Origin of the sequence: Pollutimonas rozaliensis (assembly GCF_048751585.1) — a bacterium.
Lineage (GTDB): Bacteria > Pseudomonadota > Gammaproteobacteria > Burkholderiales > Burkholderiaceae_B.
The window spans coordinates 583337-597675 of record NZ_JAZHOB010000001.1 but is presented as its reverse complement, the minus strand read 5'-3'; the positions used below and the strand labels follow the sequence as shown (position 1 = coordinate 597675).

The 14339-nt window shown below is 63.5% G+C and carries 12 protein-coding genes; 5 read left to right on the top strand and 7 right to left on the bottom strand.

Going from position 1 to position 14339, the window contains the following annotated elements:
* Nucleotides 1-80 precede the first annotated feature (80 nt).
* Nucleotides 81-1235, top strand: coding sequence for a glycosyltransferase family 4 protein (locus V0R37_RS02810; RefSeq protein WP_420373130.1), 1155 nt, complete (start codon nt 81-83; stop codon nt 1233-1235).
* A 35-nt stretch (nt 1236-1270) separates the two neighbouring features.
* Here the strand turns inward: V0R37_RS02810 and V0R37_RS02805 are convergent, their stop codons facing one another.
* Nucleotides 1271-2662: a phosphomannomutase/phosphoglucomutase gene (locus V0R37_RS02805; protein ID WP_420373044.1), complete on the bottom strand. Its 1392-nt coding sequence runs from the start codon at nt 2660-2662 to the stop codon at nt 1271-1273.
* Between the two features lie 146 nt (nt 2663-2808).
* On the opposite strand from V0R37_RS02805, the gene V0R37_RS02800 reads away from it, so the two are divergent.
* The 4 genes from V0R37_RS02800 to V0R37_RS02785 all read left to right on the top strand — a co-directional run bounded on the left by V0R37_RS02800 (nt 2809) and on the right by V0R37_RS02785 (nt 7797).
* Nucleotides 2809-4224: an FAD-binding oxidoreductase gene (locus V0R37_RS02800; protein ID WP_420373043.1), complete on the top strand. Its 1416-nt coding sequence runs from the start codon at nt 2809-2811 to the stop codon at nt 4222-4224.
* The gene (locus tag V0R37_RS02795) at nt 4224-4958 is read left to right on the top strand and encodes a response regulator transcription factor (RefSeq protein WP_420373042.1); all 735 of its coding nucleotides are present in this window, start codon (nt 4224-4226) and stop codon (nt 4956-4958) included. Before V0R37_RS02800 ends, V0R37_RS02795 begins: the two co-directional genes overlap by 1 nt.
* Nucleotides 4955-6298, top strand: a complete 1344-nt coding sequence (locus V0R37_RS02790; protein WP_420373041.1) for a sensor histidine kinase — start codon at nt 4955-4957, stop codon at nt 6296-6298. Before V0R37_RS02795 ends, V0R37_RS02790 begins: the two co-directional genes overlap by 4 nt.
* A gap of 113 nt (nt 6299-6411) precedes the next feature.
* Complete coding sequence (locus V0R37_RS02785) at nt 6412-7797, top strand: phosphatase PAP2 family protein (RefSeq protein WP_420373040.1); 1386 nt, start codon at nt 6412-6414, stop codon at nt 7795-7797.
* A gap of 17 nt (nt 7798-7814) precedes the next feature.
* Here the strand turns inward: V0R37_RS02785 and fahA are convergent, their stop codons facing one another.
* The 6 genes from fahA to mutM all read right to left on the bottom strand — a co-directional run bounded on the left by fahA (nt 7815) and on the right by mutM (nt 14300).
* Nucleotides 7815-9134: a fumarylacetoacetase gene (gene fahA, locus V0R37_RS02780; protein ID WP_420373039.1), complete on the bottom strand. Its 1320-nt coding sequence runs from the start codon at nt 9132-9134 to the stop codon at nt 7815-7817.
* Between the two features lie 54 nt (nt 9135-9188).
* Entirely contained in the window at nt 9189-10490 is a 1302-nt protein-coding gene (gene hmgA, locus V0R37_RS02775; protein WP_420373038.1) for a homogentisate 1,2-dioxygenase, read from the bottom strand.
* Nucleotides 10491-10512: 22 nt separating this feature from the next.
* A complete protein-coding gene (locus V0R37_RS02770) occupies nt 10513-10719 on the bottom strand; it encodes a DUF2783 domain-containing protein (RefSeq protein WP_420373037.1) in 207 nt (68 codons plus the stop codon).
* The gene (locus V0R37_RS02765; RefSeq protein WP_420373036.1) at nt 10716-12398 is read right to left on the bottom strand and encodes an FAD-dependent oxidoreductase; all 1683 of its coding nucleotides are present in this window, start codon (nt 12396-12398) and stop codon (nt 10716-10718) included. The genes V0R37_RS02770 and V0R37_RS02765 overlap by 4 nt, the downstream gene beginning before the upstream one ends.
* A 38-nt stretch (nt 12399-12436) precedes the next feature.
* Nucleotides 12437-13393: an MBL fold metallo-hydrolase gene (locus V0R37_RS02760; RefSeq protein WP_420373035.1), complete on the bottom strand. Its 957-nt coding sequence runs from the start codon at nt 13391-13393 to the stop codon at nt 12437-12439.
* A gap of 79 nt (nt 13394-13472) precedes the next feature.
* On the bottom strand, nt 13473-14300 hold the full coding sequence (gene mutM, locus V0R37_RS02755) for a bifunctional DNA-formamidopyrimidine glycosylase/DNA-(apurinic or apyrimidinic site) lyase (protein ID WP_420373034.1): 828 nt from the start codon (nt 14298-14300) through the stop codon (nt 13473-13475).
* Nucleotides 14301-14339: the final 39 nt, after the last annotated feature.

Genomic DNA, 14339 nt, shown 5'->3' with positions numbered 1-14339 from the left:
TGGAAGCCATGGTCGATGGCTATCATGCGGTGTGGCGCCGGCTGGCAGCCGATTTTCCGCGGCGCGCAGGGCCTGGCGGCTTGGCGCCGGAGGGGCAGGGCGCGTCGGCCCGCCGCCTGTTGTTCGTGGTGAACAATCCCGCTTTTTTCCTGTCGCATCGCCTGCCCCTGGCCTTGCGCGCCCGGGATGAAGGCTATGACGTGCATGTGGCGACCATGGACGGCCCGTCGGTTGCCCGAATTGTCGAGCTGGGCCTTGCGCATCATGTCATTCCCATGTCGCGCAGCGGAAAGAACCCCATTCAGGAAATCGGCAGCCTGTATGCGTTGTGGGCCTTGTTTCGCCGACTGCGTCCGCATATCGTGCATGCCGTCACCATCAAGCCGGTGCTGTATGGAGGCATCGCGGCCAGGCTGGCCGGCGTGCCGGCCTACGTCGCCGCCATTTCTGGCCTGGGCTTTATCTTTACCCGGCCGGCCCGGGGCGTCGACTTCCTGCGCGTTGCCGCGACCGTGCTGTACCGCCTGGCGCTGGGCCATCGCAACAGCCGGGTTATTTTCCAGAATGCGAACGATCGCGACGTCTTGCACAAGGCGGGCGTGGTCAGGACGGAGCAGGTCGTGCTGATTCGAGGCTCGGGCGTGGACCTGGATGAGTTCCAGGCCAGGCCGGAGCCGGACGGGCCGCCCGTCGCCATCATGGCCGCGCGCCTGTTGCGCGACAAGGGCGTATTGGAATTTGTCGAAGCGGCGCGCCTGGCCGCGTCCGATCCCGCGGGCTTGCGCTGGGTGCTGGCGGGCAGCCCCGACCCCGGCAATCCAGCCAGCATAAGCCTCGAACAATTCGAGAGCTGGCGGCGGGAGGGGGTGGTGCAGTGCCTGGGCGAGCGATCCGATATCGCGCAGCTTTATGGCGATGCGCACATTGCCGTGCTGCCTTCCTATCGCGAGGGCTTGCCCAAATCGCTGGTCGAGGCGGCGGCCTGCGGCCGCGCCGTGGTCACGACCGATGTGCCCGGCTGCCGCGATGCGATCGAGCCGGATGTCTCAGGCTTGCTGGTGCCCGCGCGCGATGCGCGGGCCTTGGCACAGGCCGTGTTGCGATTGGCCCGGGATGGCGAACTGCGGCGCGGGATGGGGACGGAAGGCCGCCGGCTTGCCGAGCGGGAATTCGACATCCGCAAGGTGGCGCAGGCCCATCTGGATATCTATCAGGTGTTGACGGCCGGCCGCTGACGGCCGAGCAGGGCCGTCGGCCACGGCGGCGGCAATCAAAAAGGCAGGGCGATATCGGGCGCCAGCGCAATCAGCGCCTTGCGGAATTCGTCCATGATGCGTTCCACATCTTCAGCCGAGTCGCCTTCGAAGCGCAATACGATGACGGGCGTGGTGTTGGAGGCGCGCGCCAGGCCGAAGCCGTCGGCGTATTCGGCGCGCACGCCGTCTATGGTGCTGATGTTGGTGGCGCTGGGAAACTGGCCTTCCTTTTGCAGGCGCGCGATCAGGGCGTGAGGCTGGCCTTCCTGCATTTCCAGCTTGATCTCGGGCGTGGAGACATCCTTGGGCAAGGCTTCCAGCACGGTCCAGGGCTGCCCGTGGCCGGACAGGATTTCCAGCAGGCGCGCGCCGGCGTACAGGCCGTCGTCAAACCCGAACCAGCGTTCCTTGAAGAAAATGTGGCCGCTCATTTCGCCGGCCAGCGGAGCGCCGGTTTCGGCCAGCTTGGCCTTGATCATCGAATGGCCGGTTTGCCACATCAGCGGCTTGCCGCCGGCCTGCTTGATGGCGCGGGCCACGTGGCGGCTGCATTTGACGTCGAAAATAATCGTGGAACCGGGTTGGCGTTGCAGGACGTCCTGCGCGTACAGGATCAGTTGGCGGTCGGGCCAGATGATTTCCCCCGATGGGGTGACCACGCCCAGCCGGTCGGCGTCGCCATCGAAGGCCAGGCCCAGCTCGCAGCCGTTCTCTTTTACGTGCCGGATCAGGTCCTGCAGATTATGCGGATCCGCCGGATCGGGATGGTGGTTGGGGAAGGCGCCGTCGACCTCGCAGTACAGTTCGTCGACCTCGCAGCCCAGAGCCCGGTACAGGCGCGCCGCCACGGCGCCGCCCACACCGTTGCCGCAGTCGATGGCGATCTTCATGGGGCGAGCAAGGGTGATGGTGCCGCGGATATGCTCGACATAGGCGTCCAGCAGTTCCAGCTTGCGCCGGGTTCCGGGCTTGATCCCATCGGTGGGCTCGGGCGCGGCCATGGCCTGCGACAGCTTTTGTATATCATCGCCGTACAGGGTCTTTCCGTCCATCATCATCTTGAAGCCGTTGTAGTCGGGCGGGTTGTGGCTGCCGGTGATCGCGACGCCCGAGCCGGTATGCTGCGTGTAGGCGGCAAAGTAGACGACGGGGGTGGGAACCATGCCCAGATCGATGGTGTCGATGCCACCTTGCAGCAGGCCGTTCTGCAGCCCCTGCGCCAGCTCCGGACTGCTTAGCCTGCCGTCGTATCCCACCACCAGCGTGCTTACCCCTTCGGACCGCGCGCGCTGCGCCAGGGCAAGGCCCAGGCCATGGGCGAATTCGGCGTTCAATTGATCGGGCACGGTGCCGCGAATATCGTAGGCTTTGAATACGGCGGCTGGGAAGGGTGGTTGACGGGTCACGGTGTATCCTTGAATGACTGATGCTTGGATATGATTATCGTGGATTATGCCGCGCACCGCTGATCGTGGGAAATTGCCCGGTAAGGATATGTAAAGCCTTAAAATAATGTCCGCAGATGTTTTTGTTTCTTGAAAGAAGGCGCGCAATGAGTCGATTAGACGAACTGGTTCAGATGCTGGGCTCCCAGTATGTATTGACGGGCAGCGATGCCGAACCCTACACGGTCGATTGGCGCGGCCGTTATAGCGGCGCGGCGCTGGCCGTGGTCAAGCCCGGCTCCACGCAAGAGGTGGCCGAGGTCGTGCGCTGGTGCGTCGCGCACAAGGTGCCCATGGTTCCGCAGGGCGGCAACACGGGCCTGTGCGGCGGTGCCACGCCCGATTCCAGCGGGGCCGCGCTGGTCATTTCCCTGACGCGTTTAAGCGCGATACGCAGCATCGATACCGACAACGACACCATGGTGGTGGAAGCCGGCTGCATCCTGCAGGCGGTCCAGCAGGCCGCGCGCGATGCCGACCGCCTGTTCCCCCTTAGCCTGGCAGCCGAAGGCAGTTGCACGCTGGGCGGCAACCTGGCCACCAATGCGGGCGGCACGCAAGTCTTGCGCTACGGCAACGCGCGCGACCTGGTCCTGGGCCTGGAGGTTGTCACGGCCGATGGCGATATCTGGCACGGCCTGCGCGGTCTGCGCAAGGACAACACCGGCTACGACTTGCGCAATCTGTACATAGGCAGCGAAGGGACCCTGGGCATCATCACGGCGGCCACGGTAAAACTGTATCCCGTGCCCGTGGCCCAGTGCACCGCCCTGTTGGCGCTGGATTCGGTCGAAGACGCCGTGTCGGTCCTGTCGGCGGCGCGCAAGGGCTTCGGCGCGGCCCTGACCGGCTTCGAGCTGATCGCGGGCAACTGCCTGCACGGCGTCACCCAATGCTACCCCCAGCAGCGGATTCCCTTCGAAGGCGAATCGGCCGCCAAACCCTGGTATGCCTTGCTGGAGCTGTCCGACAGCGAAAGCGCGGAACATGCCCGCGAACGCTTCGAGGCCATCGTAGGCGAGGCGATCGAGGCGGGCCTGGTGCAGGATGCCGTCATTGCCGAAAACATCAGCCAAAGCAAGGCCCTATGGCATCTGCGCGAAAGCATACCGCTGGCCGAGAAGGCTTTCGGCAAGAGCATCAAGCACGACGTATCGATTCCGGTGTCGCTGATGGCCGAGTTCGTGGCAACCACCAACGCCGCCCTGCAGCAACATTTCCCCGGCATAGAACACGTTATCTTTGGCCATCTGGGCGATGGCAACCTGCACTACAACGTGGCGCGCGGCCAAGCCTATACCGAAGACCAGCTTCTTGCCATGCAGTACGACGTCTACGAAGTCGTGCATGACAGCGTGCATCGTTTCGGTGGATCGATCAGCGCCGAGCACGGGGTGGGGCAACTGAAGCGCGATGCCCTGCCCAAGTACAAGGATCCGGTCGAGCTGGCGCTCATGCGCCGCATCAAGCAGGTGCTGGATCCCCATCAATTGATGAACCCGGGCAAGGTGCTGGCGCCCTGATGGGCGCGGGCCACGGCGGGGCGCTAAAGGCTGCCATGATGGCCATCAAGCCCCGGGTGCTGCTGGTGGAAAACGATTTCACCGTGGTGCAGAATCTGTACGGCTATCTTGAGCTCAAGGGCTTTGTTCCGGATGCTGCTTATGACGGCCATGCGGCGCTGGGGTTGCTGGAGACGGACGAATTCGATGCCGTCATCCTGGATATCGGCTTGCCGGGGCTGGATGGCTATGGCGTGTTGCAGGCGATCCGCAAAAGCCGCCATGCGGACCTTCCCGTCCTGATGCTGACGGCTCGCGGCCAACTGGAAGACAAGCTGGGTGCTTTTGAGCTGGGCGCCGACGATTACCTGGTCAAGCCCTTTGCCCTGGCCGAGGTCGAGGCGCGCTTGCGGGTCATGCTAAGGCATGCGTCCGGCGGCTGCCAGGAGCTTGTCCCGGAGTTCGCAGGCATCGTTTACGACGCGGCGGCGCAAACGGTCCGGGTACGCGGCAAGGCAGTCCACCTGACGCGCAAATCGCTGCTTATTCTTGAGCTGCTGCTGCGCCATGCAGGCAGGTTGGTGTCTCGCCGGCGGCTCGAGCAAGCGCTGTGGCCCGATGAACCGCCCTCGGACGAGGCGCTGCGCAGCCAGGTGCATTTATTGCGCAGGGCCTTGCAGGAGGCTGGCTACGACGGCATCGAGACGGTGCACGGCCAGGGCTGGAAGCTGAACGATCCGGGCGGCATGCCATGATGGCGCGCTATTCCCTGATGCAGCGCGTCACCTGGGCGCTGACGGGGTCGGCGACCCTTTTCGTGGTCGTGTTGTGCGCGGTGTTCTATCTTTCGTTTGGACAGATGGAGGATGATCTGGTCAATGCCGTCCTGGCGACGGAAGCGGGGCATCTGATGGGCCAGCTCGAGCAAGGCCATGCCATTCCCACTGAGCAGAGTCAGACGGAATTGGGTGCGCAGTTGCAGACCTGGCTCATCAATGACCATGCGGATGAAGCGCTGCTGCCCGGACCGTTGCGCGGCCTGGGCCTGGGCACGCATGTGATCGGGCCGGGCAATCAGACCTGGCATGTCCTGGTTGCGCAGACCCCCAAAGGAATGCTTTATTTACGTTACGACGCCACGGCGCACGAGGCCCGGGTATATGAGTTCGGCTGGATAGTGTTGATTCTGGGGGCGATGTGCATAGGCGCGGCTTTTGTTGTTTCCAGGTGGCTGGCCGGCCTGGTGGTGGGGCCGTTGTTGGATTTGGCCGACCACCTTTCGACATGGGCGCCAGGCGCGCCCGACATTTCCGTTCGGCGCGACGACGAAGTGGGGCGTCTGATCGAGGCGTTCAACCGGGTCCAGAACCGCGTTGAAGAATCGCTGGCCTTCGAGCGCGAGTTCGCCTTCAACCTGAGCCATGAGGTCCGCGGAGCCCTTGCGGGGATACGGACGGATGCCGAGATGCTGCTGCTGGACGCCACGCTCGCTCCCGTCGGGAAGCAACGCCTGGAGCGCGTGGTGGCCCATGTCGACATGATGGCGGGCAGCATTGCAAGCGCCGAAAGCCTGGCGCGCGACATTCCGGCCCAAAGCAAAGAGGTCGGCGTGCGCGACGGCCTGGATGAGGCATGGCTGGCGATCGAAACAGAGGCGGCGCGGCGTGGATTGGTTTTCGTCAACGATGTTCCCGCCGACATGACACTGGTGCTGGATCCCTACGCATTCCTGACTGTGGTGCGCAACCTGATGCGCAATGCGGCCGAACATGCGGCGCCGGCCACTCTGCGCGCGATGCGCCTGGACGAACACAGCCTGGCCTTTGCGGACGACGGCCCGGGGATCCCGCCCGATGTCCTGCCTTTGCTTTTCGAGCGCTACTTCAGTGCGCGCCGCAAGGATGCCATGGACGATGGCCGGGTGCCCGGCGCAGCCGCCGGGCAGAGCGGGGAGTCGCGCCGGGGCCTGGGCTTGGCCATAGCCCGCCAGATGTGCGTGCGCAAGGATTGGCAGTTGACGGTCCACTCGCGCGAGCGGGAGCCGGGCAGGGGCACCACCTTCATCCTGCGCCTGGATGCTGCGCCATCCGCCTGATGCATCCCTGTCGGTGCATGGCGGGAACGTCGATTCAACGCTAATTTCACGCCCTTGGTCGTATCGTGTGTCGTTTTCGGCGTATTGCGCCCGGCACCCGGCCGGGGCGCCGCATGCGCTCCGTTCAGGATGGAACCATGGGCAAGCCCGTGAACATGCATTATCAAAACCCGCTGTTTTATATATTGACCCAGGTGATGGGTCTGACCTTGCTTCTGGGATGGCTGGCCTATACGGTGCAGCAATCGCCCCTGGACATGAGCCTGGCCCGATTTTTCTATGACGCGGCCGGCCACGGTTTCCCTTGGAGACATCAGGCTTTCGTGGACGCCATGGGCCAATTCGCGGTGTGGCTGGTTCCTATCGCTGGCGCCTTGATTTGCGGCGCGGCGGCCGTGCTGGGCCAACAGGCTAAAGCAATGGCACCGGTGCGCAGTGCTTTATGGGCATTGTTCGCCGTATTTTGCCTGGTCCCGCTGCTGGCCGGCGGACTGAAGCACTATACCGCCTTGCCGCGCCCGTTCGCGCTGGCCATGTTCGGCGGCTACGTGCAGTTGCCGGCAGGGTTCTGGGCCGCAAGCGGCGAGCCGGGCGGCGGCGCTTTGCCCAGCGTGCACGCCGCTGTCGGCTATTCGGTGCTTGCCCTGTATTTCGCGGGATGGGCTTTGGGCGATGGTCGCATGCGCTGGTTGGGGTTGGCGGGCGGCCTGATCCTGGGAAGCTTTTTCGGCGCATTGCGCATCATGCAGGGCGCGCATTTCCTTAGCCAGGTGATGTGGTCGCTGGCCTTTGTGTGGTGCTTGTGCAGTGTGCTGTTTTATCCGCTGATCGTCACGCGCCATCGTGTCGCGCCCGACAATGTCCATGGCTATCATCTGGACGATATCTGGAAGCATCTGTCCGTCGTGCAGGTGCGCCGGCGCAATACCCTGACCGTCTATGGCGTGCTGCTGGCCTGCACGCTGCCTTTCCTGTCCTCGACCTGGACGGCGGAGTCGTGGGTGCATCTGGGGGTGGAATGGGTGGGGCTTGGGCTGATCTTGCTGGCCATCGCCGGTCGATGCTGGTGCATCCTGTACTTGGGCGGGCATAAGGGCGCCGAACTGATCGACCAGGGTCCGTATTCGGTCAGCCGCAATCCTCTGTACCTGTTTTCCATGCTGGCGGTGGCTGGCATAGGCGCCCAGTCGGGCAGCCTGTTGCTGGGTCCCATCCTGGCCTTGTTCGTATACGCCGTGTTCAACAATGTGATCGATGAAGAGGAACGCTTGCTGCGCAAGGTATTCGGGCAGGACTATGCCGGCTATTGCGCACGGGTTCCCCGTTTCGGTCCGCGCCTGTCCGCATGGAAAAGCCAGGAGCTGTTGCTGATTTCGGTGTCGGGCCTGTGGCGCACCATACGCGATGCCGTACCGTACCTGCTGGCGCTGCCCCTGTTCGAACTGATCGAGTGGGGGCAGGCGTCAGGCTGGTTTCCGGTGCTGATACGCCTGCCTTGAAGCGCCCGCGCTGTGAATCAGGCCCTGGCCGGCAGCACGGTGCCTACGCACTCGCCCAGGCTGATGGCGGGATAGCCGGGTTTGTTGCAGCTGGCCCGCAGGATCACCTGGTCGTGGTCCTGCAGGAAGACGCGTTCTTCGCCCCAGGGCAGCTTGATGGGGTTCTTGCCGCCTTGGTTGAGTTCCAGCAACGAGCCTTCCTGTCCCGGGCCGGGTCCCGACAGCGTGCCCGTGCCCAATAGATCGCCGGCCTGCAGGTTGCAGCCGTTGACCGTGTGGTGCGCCAAAAGCTGGGCCACGTTCCAGTAGGCTTCCTTGAAGTTGCTGCGCGACAGCAGGGCGGGCGGCGCCTGGTCGGTGCGCGATTTTTGCGTGGTCAACAAGACTTCGAGAGCGATGTCGAAAGCGCCGGCTGCCTTGTTTTCCGTGGAGCTGAGGTAGGGCAGCGGCTGCGGATCGCCGGCATCGCGCTCGAAAGCGACGCGGAAAGGCGCCAGCGCTTCAAGGGTGACGATCCAGGGCGAAATCGTGCTGGCAAAATTCTTGGCCAGGAAGGGACCCAGAGGCTGGTACTCCCAGGCTTGCAGGTCGCGGGCGGACCAGTCGTTCAGTATGCACAGGCCGAATACATGCGATTCGGCTTCATCGATGCTCAGGCGTTCGCCTTGAGCATTGCCTTGCCCCACGAAAATGCCCAGCTCCAGCTCGTAATCCAGCCGCTGGCTAGGACCAAAGCAGGGTGTGCCGTTTTCCTGGGCGGGACGCGTTTGGCCGACCGGGCGGGGAAATTCCTGGCCCGAGGCGCCTATGCTGGAGGCGCGCCCGTGGTAGCCGATGGGCACCCATTTATAGTTGGGCAACAAGGGGTTGTCGGGGCGGAATTGCTTGCCCACCGAGGTGGCGTGGTGCAGCGAGATATAGAAATCGGTGTAATCGCCGATACGGGCGGGCAAGCCCATCTCAACGCTGGAGGCATCGGCCAAAAGGGGCTCCAAGGCGCCCTGCAGCGCCGAGCCGCTACGCAGCGCGCGCGACAGTTCAAGGCGCAACGCCGACCAGTGGGCTTGGCCCAGGCTCATGAGCCCGTTCAAGGTGCCGGACTTGCATGCGGCCAACGCCTGGGCCGCCGTTCCCGACCAGGACGCGGCGTCGGCCAGCGCTGCAAGGTCCAGGATCTTGTCGCCGATGGCGACGCCTGGACGGAAATCCTGGGAACTGCCGCTTGGACGGAAAACGCCGAAGGGCAGGTTCTGGATGGGAAAGCCGTTACCCTTTGTGTTGGCGGACATGACCCAGCTTTGCAGCGAAGGGTCGTGGGTTTCGTTCAGATAAGACATGGTTGAATCCTGTTGATGCGTAGGACGCGGTCGGCGCTGAAAAGTAGCGCTGCCCTAGGCTTTGCGGGGATCGAAGTGCTTCTTGATGCCCGACCAGGCTGCATCATAATCGGTTTGCAGCGTGCTGGACGACAGGGCCGCCGGGGTGGGGCGGATGACCCGGCGCGTTTCGAACATAAACGCCATGGTGTCGCGTATGCGGGTCGGCTCGCTCAAGTCGGCCGTGGAGGCTTTCTCGAATGTCCCGGCATCGGGGCCGTGCGGGCTCATGCAGTTGTGCAGGCTGGCGCCGCCGGGCGAGAAGCCGTCGGCCTTGGCGTCGTATACGCCCTGGATCAAGCCCATGAACTCGCTGGCGATGTTGCGATGGAACCAGGGCGGCCTGAAGGTGTTTTCCATAGCCAGGATGCGCGGCGGAAAGATGGCGAAGTCCATATTGGCCGCGCCCGGAGTATCCGAAGGCGATGTCAGTACGGTGAAAATGCAGGGATCCGGATGATCGTAACTGATGGAGCCTATGGTGTTGAACAGCCGCAGGTCATATTTGTAGGGGGCGTTGGTGCCATGCCATGCGACGACGTCCAGCGGCGAATGCCCCAGCGTCGTGCGCCAGAAGCCGCCGGTAAATTTGGCGATCAGCTCGCACTCGCCTTCGCGGTCTTCGTACCAGGCGACGGGAGTCTTGAAATCCCGCGCATTGGCCAGGCCGTTCGATCCGATGGGCCCCAGCTCCGGCAGGCGCAGCGCGGCGCCGAAGTTTTCCAGCATATAGCCGCGCGCCGACGAGTCCAGCAGTTCGACGCGGAAGCGCACGCCGCGCGGAATGACCGCGATTTCGCAAGGCTCGATGTCGATCAGGCCCAGCTCGGTGGCCAGGCGCAAGCGGCCTTGCTGAGGCACGATCAGCATTTCGCCGTCGGCGTTGTAGAAATAGCGATCCTTCATGGACCGGTTGGCGGCATACAGATTGATGCTGACGCCGGCCTGTTCGTCGCTGTGGCCATTGCCGGCCCAGGTTTGCATGCCTTCGATGAAATCCGTGGGTTCCGCAGGGATGTCCAGGGGATTCCAGCGCAGGCGGTTGGGCGTGACCGGCCCGTCGCCATAGCGGCTGGTCCAGCGGCCGGCGCCGTCGAAAGGCTCGAATGCATTTTGCAGCGCGGCGGGCCGGATGCGGTACAGCCACGAGCGGCGGCTTTCGGCGCGGGATACGGTGAATGCCGTGCCGGACAGTTGTTCGGCGTACAGTCCGTAAGGGCACACTTGCGGCGAGTTGCGGCCCTGGGGCAATGCGCCGGGTAGCGCTTCGGTTGCGCAGCTGTTGCCGAAGCCGGTCTGGTATTGAAGAGTGCTCATGGCAAGAATTCCTGAAAAAGAGTCAGTCGGCGGCCTGGACGGTGGCGCGGGCTGTTTCCAGCGCTTGGGCCAGCACGTCCAGGTCGCCGATGTGATTGGACAGCAGCAATACCAGCGCGGCGTTCATGGCGTGGCTTTGCTCTGTGCTCAAGTCGCGGTGCGCTTCGATAAGCTGTTCATAGAAATCGTCGGGCGCGGAAAAATTGGATTGCGTAGTCAGGCGATTCATGGCGTGGCCTCCAAAGCCGAGCCTGTTGCACGGAGCAGGGCGCCGCGGATATGCGCGGCGTCCACCTCGCGCCAGCGGGCCGCGATATGCTGGTCGGGCCGTATCAGGTAGCAGGCGTCCTGGATGGCGTCATAGCGCCGCGCCAGTGTCATTTGCCTATCCACCACGCAGGCATATCCTTCGGGCGCACGCTGAGCCAGTGCGGGCGACAGCACCAGGACCAGCTTCAGGTCCGGCGGACCGTCTTGCAGCCGCGCAAGCTCGCGCAAGATGCCGGCGTCGGGAATGCCGGTATTGCAGAACAGGGCAAGCACGAATTGGCCCGATAGCTGGCCCAGCCACCAGTCCAGCCGGCCGTCTATCGTGATGGGGCCGTCGGGAGCCACGCCGCCCAGGGGCGGCGCGTCGGAAAAATCCGCCGTGTCGGGCGTATTCAGGCTGGACGAGGTGTACGACGTCGGCATGGAAAGGCGGCCGCTGTTGACCAGCTTGCGCGCAAAATCATGCTGCTTGGCCAGCTTCAGGACTGTGTTCCTGAACAGCAGGCTGATCTCGCTCTTGGGCGTGATGAAGTCCGTCGAGCGCGACGAGTTCAGTATGTTCTCTTCGGCGGCCTGTTCCCGCTCGGATGCATAGCTGTCTATAAGCGCTTCGGGGGCAAGGCCGCGGCTGACCAGCGCCAGCTTCCAGCCCAGGTTGTCGGCGTCCTGCACGCCGCTGTTGGCGCCGCGCGCACCGAATGGCGACACCCGGTGGGCGGCGTCTCCGGCGAATATGATGCGTCCGTGGCGGAACCGGTCCATGCGTTCGCAGGCGAAGGTGTAGATGCTGACCCATTCAAGTTCGAATTGAGCCTCTTTGCCCAGCAGCGCCTGGATGCGGGGTATGACGTTCTCGGGCTTGACTTCCTGGACCGGATCGGCGTTCCAGCCCAGTTGGAAGTCGATGCGCCAGACGTTGTCGGGCTGGCTGTGCAGCAGCACCGATTGCCCGGGATGGAAGGGCGGATCGAACCAGAACCAGCGCTCCGTCGGGAAGTCCGCTTGCATGCGCACATCGGCGATCAGGAAGCGATCATGGAAAACGCGTCCGTGGCTTTCCTGGCCTATCATCTTGCGCAAGGGCGAGCGCGCCCCGTCGCAGGCCACCAGCCAGTCGGCCGTCAGCGTGTAGGGGCCGTCGGGCGTCTCCACAGTTAGGGCGACATGGTCGGCGTGCTGCCGCACGCCGACGGCCTTGTTCTTCCAGCGCAGTTCTATATTGGGATGGCGGGCGGCCTGTTCATGCAGGAAGCCTTCGCAATAGTATTGCTGCAGGTTGATGAAAGCCGGCCGGCGGTGGCCCTGTTCGGGCAACAGGTCAAAGCGCCAGACCTCTTCGTCCTTGAAATAGACCCTGCCGACATTCCAGGAGATTCCCTTTTGCACCATGCGTTCGCCCACGCCCAGGCGATCCCATATGTCCAGCGTGCGCTTGGCGAAGCAAATGGCGCGCGAGCCCGTGGACAGCCGGCAGTCGTCGTCGATGAGCACGACCTTGAGCCCGCGCTGCGCGAGGTCCAGGGCCATCGACAGGCCCACCGGTCCCGCGCCCACCACGACGGCGGCATGCCGCGCCGTGTCGGGCGAAGTTCGCGGGGCATAGTCGAACTCCAGGGCCTGGTAATCGATGTCTCCCACCCCTTGCTCCTTGTCTATCTCTATACGGCGGAAGCTATTTATTGGCCTTCAAGCTGCTTCCACATTTCGATATCGCGTTCCGCCGTCCAGATGCGCGGGTCGTCGTAGCCGGTGGCTTCGTCGTAGGCGCGCGAGACGTCGAAGGGCATGCAATGGTCGAAGATGACCCAGTCGGCATAACGCGGCTTCATGAAATCATAGGTTTCGCGGTATATCGTTTTCAAGTCCTTGCCCTCGGCAACGCCGGTATTCACGCAGGTGTACAGGTCCGTCAGGAAGGCGCGTGTGCCGGCCAGGCCCTTGCGCACTTCGTCGGCCGATTTCAGCGCCGGGCCGCGTCCGGGCACCATCTTCTCGGCATTGAACTCAGCCAGCGTGTCCAGCGTGTGCGGCCATTCGCGGAAGTAGCAGTCGCCCGCATAGGGAGTGGATTGGTATTCGACCAGGTCGCCCGCGAACAGGATGCGCTGCTCGGGCAGCCAGGCAATGGTGTCGCCCTTGGTATGGCCGCGGCCCACTTGCAGAATCTGGACTTCCAGGTTGCCCAGGTTGACCGTCATCTCGCCGTCGAAGGTAATGGTCGGCCAGGTCAGGCCGGGGGGCACGGATTCAACGTTGCGGAACAGGCGGGGGAAACGGCCGATTTCGCTGGCCTTGTCCTGTTCGCCGCGTTCGACGATCAGGTCGTAGGTATCGCGGCTGGCGATGATTTCCTGGGCGTTGTAGGCCGAGGCGCCCAGCACGCGCACGGCGTGATAGTGCGACAGCAGGATGTACTTGATGGGTTTGTCGGTGACTTCGCGGACGCGGCGGATGACGTCTTGCGCCATCACAGGCGTGGCTTGCGTGTCTATCACCATGACGGATTCGTCGCCGACGATGATGCCCGTGTTGGGGTCGCCTTCAGCCGTGTAGGCATAGGCGTTATCGGATAGTTTTTCAAATGAAACGACTTTGTCGTCGAGATCGGCGTGGGACGCGAACTGTTTGCTCATGGGTAAGTCTCCGTTAATAAGAAAGAATATATCGCATTGTTCGTTTATATGCAATGTGTTTGTTATAAACGAATGAAACTTATCGACGCTGGCATTTCGGGCAGAAATAGCTGGCGCGCTGGCCCTGGACGATGCGCCGTATGGGCGTGGCGCACACGATGCAGGGCTTCCCCGCTTTTTCATATACCGCCGCATGCATGTCGAAGTAGGCGCCGGGCTGGCCGGTGGCATTGACGTAATCGCGCAGGGTGCTGCCGCCCGAGTCCAGCGCCTCGCCCAGTGTTTGCCGGATGGCCGCGGCCAGGGCCTTGCAGCGCGCAAGCGATACCGTGCCGGCCGGAGTGCGGGGATTGATACGGGCCCGGAACAGCGCCTCCGAGGCATAGATATTGCCGACACCCACGACGATATGCCCCGCCAGCAGCGCCTGCTTGATGGCCAGGGTTTTGCCCTTCAGCCTGCCATGAAGGAACTCCGCGGTGAATTGCTCGTCGAAGGGTTCCACGCCCAGTACGGCCAGCAGGGGATGGGCGGCGATGGCGCCGTCCGCGGCATCGTGCCACAGCACCGCGCCGAAGCGGCGCGGATCGTGCAGCAGAAACCGGGCGTGGCCGAAAATCCATTCGGCATGGTCGTGCTTGCGCCGGGGCTCATCGGGGGGCGCCCGGCGCAGCGAGCCGGACATGCCCAGGTGGATGATTTGCGTGCCGTGATCGAAATTGATCAGCAGATACTTGCCGCGGCGTTCGCAACTCAGTACTTTCCGGCCGCTGATCCTGGCGGGCAGATCGACGGGAATGGGCCAGCGCATGCGCGGCTCGTAAACCACAAAGCGCTCGAGCACGTGGCCGGGCATAATCGTCGCTATTCCGCGACGTGTCGTTTCGACTTCTGGCAGTTCGGGCATAAGGGGGTGATAACATCTTTAAATCTGACTGTGTAATTT

What these genes read in the sequence shown, in the direction of transcription:
- mutM (WP_420373034.1), bottom strand. Translation starts at nt 14,300, where the DNA reads ATGCCCGAACTGCCAGAAGTCGAAACGACACGTCGCGGAATAGCGACG.
- V0R37_RS02800 (WP_420373043.1), top strand. Translation starts at nt 2,809, where the DNA reads ATGAGTCGATTAGACGAACTGGTTCAGATGCTGGGCTCCCAGTATGTA.
- V0R37_RS02795 (WP_420373042.1), top strand. Translation starts at nt 4,224, where the DNA reads ATGGGCGCGGGCCACGGCGGGGCGCTAAAGGCTGCCATGATGGCCATC.
- hmgA (WP_420373038.1), bottom strand. Translation starts at nt 10,490, where the DNA reads ATGAGCACTCTTCAATACCAGACCGGCTTCGGCAACAGCTGCGCAACC.
- fahA (WP_420373039.1), bottom strand. Translation starts at nt 9,134, where the DNA reads ATGTCTTATCTGAACGAAACCCACGACCCTTCGCTGCAAAGCTGGGTC.
- V0R37_RS02770 (WP_420373037.1), bottom strand. Translation starts at nt 10,719, where the DNA reads ATGAATCGCCTGACTACGCAATCCAATTTTTCCGCGCCCGACGATTTC.
- V0R37_RS02790 (WP_420373041.1), top strand. Translation starts at nt 4,955, where the DNA reads ATGATGGCGCGCTATTCCCTGATGCAGCGCGTCACCTGGGCGCTGACG.
- V0R37_RS02760 (WP_420373035.1), bottom strand. Translation starts at nt 13,393, where the DNA reads ATGAGCAAACAGTTCGCGTCCCACGCCGATCTCGACGACAAAGTCGTT.
- V0R37_RS02785 (WP_420373040.1), top strand. Translation starts at nt 6,412, where the DNA reads ATGCGCTCCGTTCAGGATGGAACCATGGGCAAGCCCGTGAACATGCAT.